Source organism: Micromonospora saelicesensis (genome assembly GCF_900091575.1).
GTDB classification, from domain to species: Bacteria; Actinomycetota; Actinomycetes; order Mycobacteriales; family Micromonosporaceae; genus Micromonospora; species Micromonospora saelicesensis.
In genome coordinates this window covers 148,104-160,588 of record NZ_FMCR01000010.1, presented here as the reverse complement: position 1 = coordinate 160,588, position 12,485 = coordinate 148,104, and the positions used below count along the sequence as shown (strand labels likewise).

The window sequence follows — 12,485 nt, the reverse complement described above, 5'->3', positions numbered from 1 at the left end:
GCGGGCGCTACGCCGGGCAGGATGGGCGCATGGCTTCATCCGTGCAGATCCTTCTCGTCGGCGGCACGGCGGACGGGCAGACCATCACCGTCGAACTGGACAGCAACGGCCGTCCGCCGCTGACCCACCACCACCTCGGCTCCGGTGGGCTGGCCGACGCGCAGATCTACGAGTTGGAGACCGCACGCGAGGAGGCCCGCGAGTGGCGCTACCGGTGGACCGGCCCGGCGGTGTGACCCGCCCGGCTCAGACCCGGGTGAGGGCCTGGCCTCGCAGGCTCTCCAACACGCCGCGGGTGACCTCCGAGGTGCCCCGCGCCTGATCGCACACCTCCGCCACCCGTCGTGCGGTGGCCTCGGCGCGTTGCTCCCGCTCGTCCCAGAGTCGGTCGACCTCGGCCAACAGTGGCCCCTCGACCTCCCGCTCCACGCCGCGTAGCGCCGGCACGCCGAGTCGTTGGGCCAGGTCGAAGACCTTGCCGGCGTACGGCAGGGGCAGGAACGGCGTACCGACCATCGCCGCGAAGATCAGGAAGTGCAGGCGCATGCCGACGACCAGGTCGAAGTGGCGCATGAGCCCCAGCACCTGCTGCGGAGAGTAGGTGCCGTGCAGGATGCGACCCCGCTCGGCGGCGACCATGTGCGACAGCACTCCGTGGGAGTGCCGGATGTCGTCGCGCTCCATCGGTACGAACAGCACGTACGCGTCGATCCGGTGCACCAGGAAGTCACCGATCTGGGCCAGCAACCGGTGGTAGCCGTCCACGTCGAGGCGTTCGGCGGCCCGGCCCGGCTCCCGCACGCTGATCCCGACGAGGCGCTTACCGACCGGCACACCCTCCTCGGCCAGCAGGTGGGCCGGGAACTCCTCCGGTTGCAGGAGGAACGCCGGGTCCGCGGTGACCGTGATCGGGTTGAGCAGACCGGCCTCCTCCAGCACCATCCGGGACTCCTGGTCCCGGACTGTCACCTGGGTCGCGCTGGAGAGCGTTTCCCGGACCATGCCGGTGTCCACCCCGTCGCTGAGCGGCCCGACCCCCACCGCGTACGTGATCAGCGGCAGGCCGCGTTCCTGGGCCACCCGGACCACCCGCAGGTAACGGCGGGCCTCCCGGTCGTACAGGATGCCGCCGCCGCCCAGGATGAGCAGGTCGAGCTGGGCCAGGACCAGGGCCGAATCGGTACGGCTCACGCCCTCCCAGGGCACCGCTTCGACGTCCGGGTGCGCGGCCCTGGTGTGCTCCGGGTTCCTGGAGAAGACGATGATCCGGGCGTTCGGTTCCTGCGTACGCAGATCGGTGAGCAGGCCGGTGAGGATCGCCTCGTCGCCGAGGTTTCGCCCACCGTACGAGCCCAGCACACCGATCGTCAGTCCGGCGCCATGCGTCATCCGTCGCTCCTCCCCAGGTGCGGTCCGCGCCGGTTTCCCGCTGGGCAGGTGAACAGTCCTGCCCAGGGGACCCGTCCCTGGGCCGCCGCCGGCTCAGCTCGCCGGGGTGAGGCGCTTCGCCATCTGCTGGGAGGTGACCTCGAAGCCCAGACTGCGGTAGAGGCCGATCGCCACGGTGTTCGTACCGAAGACGTTCAGACCCAGCTCGGGCACGCCGAGCTGGGCGAGTTCGGCCTCGATGAGCTGGATCATCCGCCGCGCGTACCCGTGTCCCCGGTGCTCCTCGTGCACCTCGATGTTGTGGATCCAGGCCTGGTCCGGGGCGGCGGCCGCCGGCAGGGTCACCCAGATCCAGCCGACCTCGGTGTCGCCGACCCGGCCCATCCGCAGCAACGCCCTCTCGGTGGCCACGCCCGCCGGCAGCGACTCCCGGATCTGGTCGACCGACCGTTGCAGGGCCGCCTCCGGGGTCATCCCCCGGTGCGCCACCAGGTCCTCGGCGTACCCCTGCACCAGTGGCCCCCGCAAGCGGTCCAGCTCCGGTGCCGTCATCGGCGTCAACGTCAACTCCACAGCGTCTCCCCCTTCGTCGTCGCCAGCGGGTAGTGCAGCAGAACCGGCCCGGGCACGCCAACCGTTTCCTCGCCCGGGGCGGACGGGACGGCCGAGGGTGCGCGGGCCGGCCACGATGGCAAGGTGCGGATCGCCCACGTCAGCGACAGCCACCTCACCAACCCGGAGGGGGTGGCCACCTCGGTCGGCACCACAGTGGCGCTGCTGCGGGCCGCCGGGCACCGGGTCGTGCTGCACTGCCCCGGCCCACTGTCCCGGTGTCGCCGCCGACCGGGCGAGGTGCCCTCGCTGTCGGTGCCGACCCGGCCGTACCGGTTGGCGCTGCCCCGGCCGCCCCGCGCGCCGGTCGACGTGGTGCACGTGCACACCACCGGCCCGCTCGGCGTCGCCGGCCTGCGTTGGGCCGCCACCCGGGGCGTACCGACCGTGCTGACCTGGCACACCGACCTCGTCGCGTACGCCGCGCACTACCCGGAGATCCCGATCGGGGCCGCGTACGCCGGCCTGCGGCTGGGTCTGCGCTGGCGGGCGGGCGACCTGTGGGCGCTCGCGCATCCCGGACCGGGTCGACAGGCCCGACTGGCGGCGCTCGGGCGAACCCTCCTGGCCCACACCACTGTCCTCATCGCCCCTTCGGCGAAGACCGCGGCGATGATGGCGACGATGGCGGGGCGTACACCGGTCGTGGTCCTGCCGACCCCGGCCGCCGCGCCGCAGGCCGACGCCAACGACCGGCGGCGGCTGCGGGCCCGGCTCGGCATCCCGGCGGACGCGCCGGTGCTGCTCGCGGTGGGGCGGGCCACGCCGGAGAAGAACCCCGAGCTGTTGCTGGCCGCGTTCGCCCAGGTGCGCCGCGAGCTGCCGGCCGCCCGGCTGGTGCTGCTCGGGGCCCGGCGGCACCGGCTCGCGGTCCGTCGGATGGCCCGCCGGCACGGCGTCACCGGCGCGCTGCACCTGCTCCGTCCGGTGCCACGCCACCGGGTCGGCGGCTACTACCGGGCGGCGGACGTGCTCGCGTTCACCTCCACCACCGACACGCAGGGCCTGGTGCTCGCCGAGGCCGAGACGTACGGACTGCCGGTGGCCATGGTGGACACTCTGCTCGCCGAGCGGCCCGGCACCGGCACCACCCGACCGGTCGCCGAGCCCAGCCCGGCGGCGTTCGGGGCGTTGGTCACCCGGCTGCTGACCGAGCGGGAGTTACGCAGGGCCGTGATCCGGGACGGCCGGGCGGCGGCGACGGAGTGGTCCGCGGAGCGCTATCTGGCCGAACTGGTCAAGCTGTACGCGTCGCTGCCGCCCGTCAGCGCGGCGGAACTGCCATCAAAGGCGCGGCGAGGTGACGCGGAGGCCAGGTCGGCTGGCCGGCTGCGGTGACCGCGGTTCGCCTGACTCAACGGCGCACTGGTCGACAGTGCTCAGGGTGTCGACGGCGTCGACTCCAGTTGGTGCGCCAGTTGGGCCAGGTCGCGCAGACGCAGGTCGCCGTCGAGCCCCTTCAGTGCGGCGGTCATCGCCCCGGCCGCCCGCCCGGCCTGCAGGCCGACCTCGGCGTCCTCGACGACCAGGCACCGCCCCACGGGTACGCCCAACAACGCCGCGCCCCGCAGATAGCCCTCCGGGTCCGGCTTGCCGACGCTGACGTCCTCCACCGTGACGAGCACCGGCGCCTTGATGCTGGCGGCACCGAGCCGAGCCTCGGCAAGCCGTGCGTCGGCGCTGGTCACCACCGCCCAGGGCAACCGCAGCCGGGCCAGCGCGTTCAGTAGCTCGTGCGCCCCGGGCGTGGCCGTCACGTCGGACAGGTCGTCGTACTGCAACGCGAGCTGTCGTGCCGCGGCGGCGGCGACCGCGCTGTCGTCGAGCGCGGGCAGCAGCCGACGGATGGTCCGGTCGGCCGGGCTGCCGTGGGCGATCGCCAAGGCCGCCGCCGGGTCGACGGCGTACTCGGCGGCCCACCGCTCCCAGGCCCGCTCCACGGCGGCGTCGGAGTCGACCAGGGTGCCATCCATGTCGAACAGCACCGCGCCAATGCCCGCCAGTTCCACTACACACGCTCCCCGAATCGCTCGCCCCACCCTCCCCCACCTCGCAAGATCCGCGCAACTTCGGTGATCCTGCTGTCGGCGCCTGGTGCGGCAGCAGGACCCGTGAAGTTGCGCGGATCATGGCGGCCCGCCGGGTCCGCAGGCCGTCGAGGATCGCGGGAATCGGACCTGGAGGTCCGAGCGAGACGTCCGATGGCCGCCAGACGGGAGGGCTGCGCGGCCGGATGATCGTTTGCATGACGACGACACTCAACGACAAGGTCGCCTTGGTGACCGGGGGTTCCCGGGGCATCGGAGCCGGCATCGCGCTCCGCCTGGCACAGGACGGGGCCGACGTGGCGCTGACCTACCGGCAGGACGCCGCGCGGGCCGCGATCGTGGTGAAGCAGATCGAGGCGCTGGGCCGCAGAGCGCTGGCGATCCAGGCGGACGGTGCCGACCCGGACGCTGTGCGGGGCGCGGTCGACCGGGCAGCCGCCGAACTGGGTCGGCTGGACATCCTGGTGAACAATGCAGCGGTGTTCCTGGTCGGCGCCCTGGACGAGCTCGGCTCGGCAGAGATGGAGCAGACGATCGCTGTCAACATCAGGGCACCGTACGTCGCCGCGCGGGCGGCCCTGCGGCATCTCGGCGACGGCGGACGGATCATCAGCATCGGCAGCAACGTCGGGGAGCGGGCGGTCTTTCCCGGGCTGACGCTCTACGCGATGAGCAAGACCGCTCTGGTCGGGCTGACCCGGGGCCTGGCCCGTGAACTGGGCCCACGGGCCATCACCGTCAACCTGGTCAACCCCGGGCCGACGGACACCGACGCCAACCCGGCGGACGGACCGAACGCGGCGGCGATCAGCGGATTCACCGCCGTCGGCCGGTACGCTCGCCCCGCCGATATCGCGGCCACCGTCGCGCACCTGGCCAGCCCCGAGGCCGGCTACGTGACCGGTGCGGTGGTCAACGTGGACGGCGGATTCACCAGCTGAGGAGCCTGGGCGGCAGCAGGTATCGCCGCATCCGGCGCAGCTAGTCGGGGGACGACGGGTCTCCCGATGCCTCGTCTGACTGCTCATGGTGGGCCTGCGCCTCGCGAGCTTCACGCTCTGCCATGTCAGCTGCTGCCATAGGGCTGATGACGATCACGACGACGGCCGCGATGGATACGACCCGACCTCCGCCCCGGGAACTGATTTTCTCGGGAAGGTTTCGTTGGTGATGAAGGGTGGGCGCGGCAGGTTTCGAACCTGCGACCCCCCGCTTGTAAGGCGGGTGCTCTCCCACTGAGCTACGCGCCCGGATCGCCCGTGTGGCGGGCCGGTGGCTGGCAAGCTTACCTGCCCGCCGCCGACCCGGGCGCACGGCGTACCCCGGTCAGTTTGTCGCTTCGGCGATGGCCTTGCGCCAGCCCTGCTGGTCGCGGGCCTCGCCCGGGCCGTTCATCTCGGCGAAGCGGACCACGCCGGTCTTGTCGATGACGAACGTGCCCCGGTTGGCGAAGCCGGCCACGTCGTTGAAGACCCCGTACGCCTGGGCGACGGCGCCGTGCGGCCAGAAGTCGGCCAGCATGGGGAACTGGTAGCCCTCGCGGTCGGCCCAGATCTTGTGGCTGTAGGCCGAGTCGACGCTGACGGTCAGCACCTGGACGTCGTCGTTCACGTACTCGCCGAGGTTGTCGCGCACCTCGCCCAACTCGCCCTGGCAGGTGCCGGTGAAGGCGAGCGGGTAGAAGACCAGCAGGACGACGCGCCTGCCCCGGAAGTCCGAGAGACGGACCTCCTGGTTGTTCTGGTCCTTGAGCACGAAGTCGGGTGCTTCGGCACCAACCTCGATGGGCATGCGAACTCTCCTCGCGTCGAGTCGGGGTGACGGCACCAGCCTGCTACCCGGCGGTGGGCGGACCGTCGGGCGAGCGGAGCGGCGCTGGCTACTTCTTGGCCTTGGCCCCTCGACGCAGCACCAGACGGGCGCCGCTCCAGTCCCGGCCGGCGTTGACGGTCGAGGTCTGCTGGAGGCCGGCGGTGGGCGCGGACTCCGCGACCTCACTCGGCTCGACGTGCCCCTCGCGCCCCGCCTTCGGGGTGAGCAGCCACACGACGCCGTTGTCGGCCAGCGGGCCGAGGGCATCGACGAGCAGCTCGAAAAGGTCGCCGTCACCGTCCCGGTACCAGACCAGCACCGCGTCGACCACCTCGTCGGTGTCCTCGTCGACCAGATCTCCACAGCGGTCGGTCAGGGCGTCTCGGAGATCCTGGTCGACGTCGTCGTCGTACCCCATCTCCATGACGACCATCCCCGGTTCGATTCCGAACCGGTCCGCCAGGCTGCGTACCCCGTCGGCGGCCTGACCAGCGGTCGCGCTCACTGTCGCGTGCCTCCTCATCTCGTCCCTGCTCGCGGCGTCGGTGCGACGACCGTCAGGCAAAGTCCACACAGTTGTTGGTCTGCGCGCAAGTGGCGCACCGGGTGGAACGGAATTTACCGTGCCAGCAGCGTACGGGCACCGTCGGTAATGGCTTCCGCGGAGACCAGTACGTGACGTGCTGCCGGACCTAATGGTACAAACGAGTCAACTCCCGCCACTCGACGTGCGGCACCGACATATCCGGCGTCGACCAGCGCGGCGATCACGCCCTCGCCGACCCCACCGGAGCGGCGCGTCTCATCCACCACCAGCACCCGGCCGGTCGCCGAGGACTCCCGGATGATGTCGGCCACCGGCAGCGGAGCCAGCCAGCGTAGATCCACCACGCGGGTGCCCACCCCCTCCTCGGCGAGGACGGCCGCGGCCCGCAGCGACATCCGTACCCCGTTACCGAAGGTGATGATGGTGAGGTCGTCCGCCGAGCCGACCCGGTAGACCCGGGCCCGCCCGATCGGCACGTGGCCGGCCACCCACCCGCCCGGCTCCGGATAGCCGGCCAACCACTCCCCGTCACCCTCCGTGTACAGGTCGCGGGTGTGGTAGAGCGCGATCGGTTCCAGGAACACGCAGACACTGCCGTCCACCGCCGCGCTCGCCAGACAGGTCCGCAGCATGGGCGCGGCGTCGTCCGGCCGCGCCGGCACCGCGACCACCAGCCCGGGCACATCCCGGAGTACGGCCACCGAGTTGTCGTTGTGGAAGTGCCCGCCGAACCCCTCCTGGTACGCCAGGCCCGCCACCCGCACCACCATCGGGTTGCGGAACGCCCCCTGCGAGAAGAACCGCATGGTGGCCGCCTCACCGCGCAGCTGGTCCTCGGCGTTGTGCAGGTACGCCAGGTACTGGATCTCCGGCACCGGCAGCATCCCGGCCAGCCCGGCACCGAGGCCCAGCCCGAGCACCGACGTCTCGTCGAGCAGGGTGTCGAAGACCCGGGCCGCCCCGAACCGGTCGCGCAGCCCCTTCGTCACCCCGTACACGCCGCCCTTGGCGGCCACGTCCTCACCGAAGAGCGCCATCTGCGGGTGGTCGAGCATCCCGTCGGCGAGTGCGGCGTTGATGCTCTGCGCCAGTGTCATCGGCCCGGCCAGCTCTGGCGGCTTGCCGCCGAACGCCTCCGCCCGGGCGCCCGCGCCCGGCCCGCTGGCCCGCGCCGCGGCGTCGGCCACCGCCCGCGCCACCCGCACCGGACGTCGTGGGGCCAGCGCCGACACCACGTCGGCCGCGGAGGCCAGCTTCGGCTCGCCCAGCACCTCCTCGGCCAGCCGGCGTACCTGCCAGCCGGTCTCGTCGTACCGGGCCAGCAGCTCCTCGCCGGTCGCCACGCCGGCGTCGACCAGCAGCCGCGCGGTGGCGGCCAACGGGTCCCGGTCCAGGTCATCGGCCAGCTCGGCCGGACTCCGGTACGCCGACTCCGCGTCCGCCCCGGCGTGCCCCATCAGCCGTACCGTGCGCAGGTGCAGCACGGCCGGCCGCCGGTTGCGGCGTACCCAGGCCGCGGCCTCCGCCGCCACCTCGTACGTCCGCACCGGATCGGCTCCGTCCGCGCTGAAGTAGCGGATGCCCGGCTTGGCCCGCAGGGTCGTCTCGACCCAGCCCTCCGGCGAGCGGACGCTGATGCCCAGCCCGTTGTCCTCGCAGACGAAGAGCACCGGAATCCGCAGCCCGGCGTGGTCGTACCACCCGGCGGTGTTGAAGGCGGCGGTGGCGCTGGCGTGGTTGACCGAGGCGTCGCCGAAGGAGCAGACCACTATGGCGTCCGGTGGCCAGGGAGCGTGTGTGGCGCCCGCGCCGCTGCCGACCCGCACCCCGGCCCCGGTACGCCGTCCGGCGCTGTCCAGCCGGCGCAGCCGCTCCACTGCCAGTCCCATTCCGACCGCGCGGGGCAGGTGCGAGGCGATGGTGGAGGTGGTCGGCACGATGGCCAGGTCGGCCCGGCCGAACACCTTGTGCCGGCCCCCGGCGATCGGTTCAAGGCTGGACGCGACCATCCCGCGCAGCACGTCCCGGGCCGCGTCGGCGTACGCCGCGAACCCGTTGGCGGCCCCGGTCGCCGAGGGCGGTTCGGTCCCGGCCGGCTCCGATTCGGACACCTGCGGATCGGAGGTCGGCTCCGGGTCACGTGTCGCTGCGCCGTCGACGGTCGACTCACTGTCGGCGGACCGCGCTCGGTCGTCGTCCTGGTCGGGGTCGGCGGTCCGCGCTCGGTCGTCGTCCTGATCGGGGTCGACGGTCCGCGCCGGGACGGCGGGCGGCTCGGAGTCGGTGGCCAGCGTCGGGTCGGCGGCGACCTGGGCGGCGCGCAGGCAGTAGAAGGCGCCCGAGCGGTAGTGCAGGAGCGCCGGATCGGTGGGGCGCAGCGCGGCGGCGACCGCGGCGTTGCCCTCGTGCCCGGCCGAGCCGATGGTGTAGAAACCCTCCCCGAAGCTGCGCAACCAGCGGCCGGCCAGGTCGAGCTGCCGGCTGGTCACCTGCGCGTCGAACAGGTCCAGCACCTGCGCGCCGGTCAGCGGGGCGTCGTCGGTGACCGGGTCGGCGGGGTCACGCCGCCGATCGGCGGCAGGCAGCGCCGCCAGCGTCTCCCGGAACCGGTCGTCGAGATCTTGCGGGGTGGTCACGTCGGACAGCATTACCGACGGAAGCCCTGCTCGCCCAGTGGGACACGGCCGGCAGGGGTGCGCTCACTCCGGCCCGAGGGACTCCGGACAGCCGCCGTCGGACACCTTCCAGACCAGGTCACGAAGGGTGCTCAGCTCCTCGTCGCTCAGCCCGGACAGGAGTCGGGAGTCGGACATCACCTCGATCACCCGGGCTCGCACGACGCGGCCCTCCCCGGTCACCACCAGCGTCTTCTGCCGCCGATCCGTCGGGTCGGTGCGGCGCTCGACCAGCCCGGCCTGCTCCAGCTTGTCGACCAGCACCGTCACGTTCGACCGGTCACAACCCAACTGACCGGCGAGATCCCGGGCCGGCAGTGGGTGGTCCGGGTCCAACTCCCGCAGCGCCCGGGCCGCCGCCGGGGTGAGCCCCAACTCGGCGAACGCGGAACCCTGCCGGTGTCGCAGCGCAGCGGTGACGTGCGCCATCCGCCGCACCACATCGACGGCGAGACCGACCCGATCCACCCGTTCACCTGCCGAGGGAACCAGCTCCTGCGTCACGGCCACATGGTACGCAGAGACGGGCGTCGTCGGTCAGGGTCCGGCCGGATCACACCCGTCGGACGGCGGTCAGCACCGATCGACAGCGGTCATCGGTGTTCGACTGCTGGCGACAAGCAGGGCCACTCACTGTCATCTGTCGGCCATCGGGACTCGCGAGGCTCCCGGAGTCACGAAGATCGGACTCTGGGGAGGATTCGTGTCACTGTCCCGACGTACCATCCTGCTGTCCGGCGCCGCGATCGGCGCCGCGGGCGCGGTCACCGGGCTGCCGGCGACGGCCGGCGCGGCACCGGGCCGGCCGCTGGCCTACCCCTTCACCCTCGGTGTGGCCTCCGGCGACCCCGACCACGACGGGTTCGTGTTGTGGACCCGCCTGGCCCCACAACCACTGGCCGAGGACGGCCTCGGCGGCATGCCGGACCGCGACGTGCCGGTGCATTGGGAGTTGGCCGCCGACGAGCGGTTCCGGCATGTGGTGCGCCGCGGGGTCGCTGTCGCCCGCACCCGCTCGGCGCACAGCGTGCACGTGGAGTTGGCCGGTTTGCTGGCCGGACGCGAGTACTTCTACCGGTTCCGGGCCGAACGCCACATCTCGCCGACCGGACGCACCCGCACCGCCCCGGCACCGTGGACCATGCCAGCCGCCCTGGCAATGGGCTTCGCCTCCTGTTCCCAGTACGAGCACGGCTACTTCACCGCCTACCGGCGGCTGGCCGAGACCGAGCCGGAGCTGATCCTGCACCTGGGCGACTACCAGTACGAGTACGCCCCGGACACGTACAACGTCCCCGGTGGCAACCCGCGTGACCACGAGGGCCCGGAGACCCGGACGCTGGCCAACTATCGGCAGCGGCACGCTCAGTACAAGACCGACGCCGACCTGCAGGCCGCGCACGCGGTGGCGCCGTGGGCTGTGGTGTTCGACGACCACGAGGTGGAGAACAACTGGGCCGACGAGGTGCCCGAGGCGCCGGACCCGGAGTTCCCCGCGCGGCGGGCGGCGGCGTTCCAGGCGTACTACGAGAACATGCCGCTGCGGCGCACCTCTATCCCCCGCGGCATCGACATGCAGCTCTACCGGCGGGTGCGCTGGGGGCGGCTGGCCACGTTCCACATGCTCGACACCCGGCAGTACCGCGACGACCAGGCCTGCGGCGACGGCTACCGGGACTGCGCGGCGGCATCCGACCCGGCCCGGTCGATCACCGGGGCCGAGCAGGAGGCGTGGCTCCTGGACGGATTCCGTCGCTCGGACGCCCAGTGGGACATCCTGGGCCAGCAGGTCTTCTTCGCTCAACGGGACAACAACTCCGGCCCGCTCACCGTCACCAGCATGGACTCCTGGGACGGCTACGTCGCCTCTCGGGACCGCATCACCCGGGGTTGGCTGGCCGCCGGGGTACGCAACCCGGTGGTGCTGACCGGCGACGTGCACGCGCACTGGGCCAGCGATCTCAAGCTGGACTATGCCGACCCGACCTCGCGCAGCGTCGGCACCGAACTGGTCTGCTCCTCGATCACCTCGACCGGTGACGGCGCGGACTCGGCGTCCGGCTCGCACCCGTGGTTCGCGTTCAACCCGCACCTGCGCTTCCAGAACAACCTCCGGGGGTACGTACGCACCACGATCACCCCGGGACAGCTCACCGCCGACTTCGACGTGCTGCCGTACGTCAGCCGGCCGGGCGCGCCCGCGTACACCCGGGCCTCGTTCGTGATCGAGGACCGGGTGCCCGGCCTGCACCAGACGGCGGACAACCCGGTCCCGTCAGCGGCCCGCACTGCCGCGCCGTCCGCGGACCCCGGCCAGCAGACCGTCCAGCAGGAGACCGTTCGCCCGTAACCCGCCCTACGCCTCAAGATCCGCGCAACATCAGGGAACGTGTTGCCTCGCCACGCGCTGAGACAGCAGTTTCGGGGAAGTTGTGCAGATCTTGAGGCGGGCCGGCGTCCCGGGACGGGCGCGCGCGGTCAGGCGGGGAGGAAGGAGAAGCGGACCTGGCGGGTCGGGTTGTCGCCGTTGGTGTCGACGAGGCAGATCGACTGCCAGGTGCCGAGTGCCAGCCGGCCGCCGAGCACCGGCAGCGTGGCGTACGGCGGGATGAACGCCGGCAGCACGTGGTCGCGGCCGTGGCCGGGCGAGCCGTGTCGGTGCCGCCAGCGGTCCTCGGTGGGGAGCAGGTCGTCCACGGCGCTGAGCAGGTCGTCGTCGGAGCCCGACCCGGTCTCGATGATCGCCAGGCCGGCGGTGGCGTGCGGCACGAAGACGTGCAGCAGGCCGTCGCCTTCGCCCGAGACGAACTGCTGGGCCTCCGCGGTGATGTCCCGGACGGTCGGCCGGGACCCGGTCTGGACGGTGATCACATCGCTGCGCATACGTCGCATTCTGCCGCAGCCTGAGGTCAGGAGCCGCCGCCACCGCCGCCAGAGTCGCCGCCACCGGACCATCCGCCACCGGAGTCACCGCTGGACCAGCCCCAGCCGGACCAGCCTCCCCCGGAGTCGCCGCTGCCGCCGGCCGGCTCCGCACCGTCGGAGCCGTCGTGGTCGCCGTCCCGCTGGCGGCCGACGTGTCCGCTCCCGGCGTCCCCGGCGGGCATCGGGTAGAAGCCGTACCCACCGCCGTCCGGGTCCGGACGACGGCGACGGCCATCCTGGCCGCTCAGACGGGCCGCGCGGATCGCGTCGCGCAGCAGGCCTCCGCCGAGCACGGCCACCAGGGCGCCCAGGGCCACCAGTCCGACCATCGGCAGGTTGCCGGAGGCGAGGGCGACGGCGCCGATGACCAGGCCAACCACCCCGACAACGATCATGGTCGCGGCGACCGCGACACGGCGTCCGTTCATGGCGGCAACGGTAGGAGTGGCGGTCAAACCGCTCAGCTTCCACTCGGTC

Annotated in this window: 13 protein-coding genes and 1 tRNA gene; 4 read left to right on the top strand and 10 right to left on the bottom strand. The window is 72.4% G+C overall.

The window, feature by feature from the left end; translation table 11 throughout:
• The first annotated feature begins 29 nt into the window (after window positions 1-29).
• Entirely contained in the window at window positions 30-236 is a 207-nt protein-coding gene (locus GA0070561_RS31970) for a hypothetical protein (RefSeq protein ID WP_030488784.1), read from the top strand.
• Window positions 237-246: 10 nt separating this feature from the next.
• On the opposite strand, the gene GA0070561_RS31965 is transcribed toward GA0070561_RS31970, so the two are convergent.
• Together GA0070561_RS31965 and GA0070561_RS31960 are read right to left on the bottom strand one after the other, a co-directional pair.
• Window positions 247-1,389: a polysaccharide pyruvyl transferase family protein gene (locus GA0070561_RS31965; protein WP_091409354.1), complete on the bottom strand. Its 1,143-nt coding sequence runs from the start codon at window positions 1,387-1,389 to the stop codon at window positions 247-249.
• 93 nt (window positions 1,390-1,482) lie between these two features.
• Window positions 1,483-1,962 carry a GNAT family N-acetyltransferase gene (locus tag GA0070561_RS31960; RefSeq protein ID WP_091409352.1) on the bottom strand — a complete coding sequence of 160 codons (480 nt, stop codon included), beginning with the start codon at window positions 1,960-1,962 and terminating at the stop codon, window positions 1,483-1,485.
• Between the two features lie 123 nt (window positions 1,963-2,085).
• Between GA0070561_RS31960 and GA0070561_RS31955 the strand changes: the two genes are divergently transcribed.
• The gene (locus tag GA0070561_RS31955) at window positions 2,086-3,339 is read left to right on the top strand and encodes a glycosyltransferase (protein ID WP_091409349.1); all 1,254 of its coding nucleotides are present in this window, start codon (window positions 2,086-2,088) and stop codon (window positions 3,337-3,339) included.
• A gap of 41 nt (window positions 3,340-3,380) precedes the next feature.
• Here the strand turns inward: GA0070561_RS31955 and GA0070561_RS31950 are convergent, their stop codons facing one another.
• Window positions 3,381-4,010 (bottom strand): HAD-IA family hydrolase, encoded by a 630-nt coding sequence (locus GA0070561_RS31950; protein ID WP_091409346.1) that lies wholly within the window; start codon window positions 4,008-4,010, stop codon window positions 3,381-3,383.
• Between the two features lie 236 nt (window positions 4,011-4,246).
• Between GA0070561_RS31950 and GA0070561_RS31945 the strand changes: the two genes are divergently transcribed.
• Window positions 4,247-4,990, top strand: coding sequence for an SDR family NAD(P)-dependent oxidoreductase (locus GA0070561_RS31945; protein WP_091409342.1), 744 nt, complete (start codon window positions 4,247-4,249; stop codon window positions 4,988-4,990).
• A 237-nt stretch (window positions 4,991-5,227) separates the two neighbouring features.
• Here the strand turns inward: GA0070561_RS31945 and GA0070561_RS31940 are convergent.
• From GA0070561_RS31940 to GA0070561_RS31920, 5 genes are all read right to left on the bottom strand, one after another.
• A tRNA-Val gene (locus tag GA0070561_RS31940) sits at window positions 5,228-5,299 on the bottom strand.
• A 76-nt stretch (window positions 5,300-5,375) separates the two neighbouring features.
• On the bottom strand, window positions 5,376-5,840 hold the full coding sequence (locus tag GA0070561_RS31935) for a peroxiredoxin (RefSeq protein ID WP_091409339.1): 465 nt from the start codon (window positions 5,838-5,840) through the stop codon (window positions 5,376-5,378).
• 88 nt (window positions 5,841-5,928) lie between these two features.
• Window positions 5,929-6,366: a DUF3052 domain-containing protein gene (locus GA0070561_RS31930; RefSeq protein WP_030330240.1), complete on the bottom strand. Its 438-nt coding sequence runs from the start codon at window positions 6,364-6,366 to the stop codon at window positions 5,929-5,931.
• A gap of 113 nt (window positions 6,367-6,479) precedes the next feature.
• Window positions 6,480-9,056 carry a thiamine pyrophosphate-dependent enzyme gene (locus GA0070561_RS31925; RefSeq protein ID WP_091409335.1) on the bottom strand — a complete coding sequence of 859 codons (2,577 nt, stop codon included), beginning with the start codon at window positions 9,054-9,056 and terminating at the stop codon, window positions 6,480-6,482.
• A 51-nt stretch (window positions 9,057-9,107) separates the two neighbouring features.
• Window positions 9,108-9,512 (bottom strand): MarR family winged helix-turn-helix transcriptional regulator, encoded by a 405-nt coding sequence (locus tag GA0070561_RS31920; RefSeq protein ID WP_181541174.1) that lies wholly within the window; start codon window positions 9,510-9,512, stop codon window positions 9,108-9,110.
• Between the two features lie 274 nt (window positions 9,513-9,786).
• On the opposite strand from GA0070561_RS31920, the gene GA0070561_RS31915 reads away from it, so the two are divergent.
• Entirely contained in the window at window positions 9,787-11,433 is a 1,647-nt protein-coding gene (locus GA0070561_RS31915; RefSeq protein ID WP_091409331.1) for an alkaline phosphatase D family protein, read from the top strand.
• A gap of 128 nt (window positions 11,434-11,561) precedes the next feature.
• Here the strand turns inward: GA0070561_RS31915 and GA0070561_RS31910 are convergent, their stop codons facing one another.
• On the bottom strand, window positions 11,562-11,966 hold the full coding sequence (locus GA0070561_RS31910) for a YjbQ family protein (RefSeq protein ID WP_167457620.1): 405 nt from the start codon (window positions 11,964-11,966) through the stop codon (window positions 11,562-11,564).
• Window positions 11,967-11,992: 26 nt separating this feature from the next.
• A complete protein-coding gene (locus tag GA0070561_RS31905; protein WP_091409322.1) occupies window positions 11,993-12,436 on the bottom strand; it encodes a hypothetical protein in 444 nt (147 codons plus the stop codon).
• Window positions 12,437-12,485 lie beyond the last annotated feature (49 nt).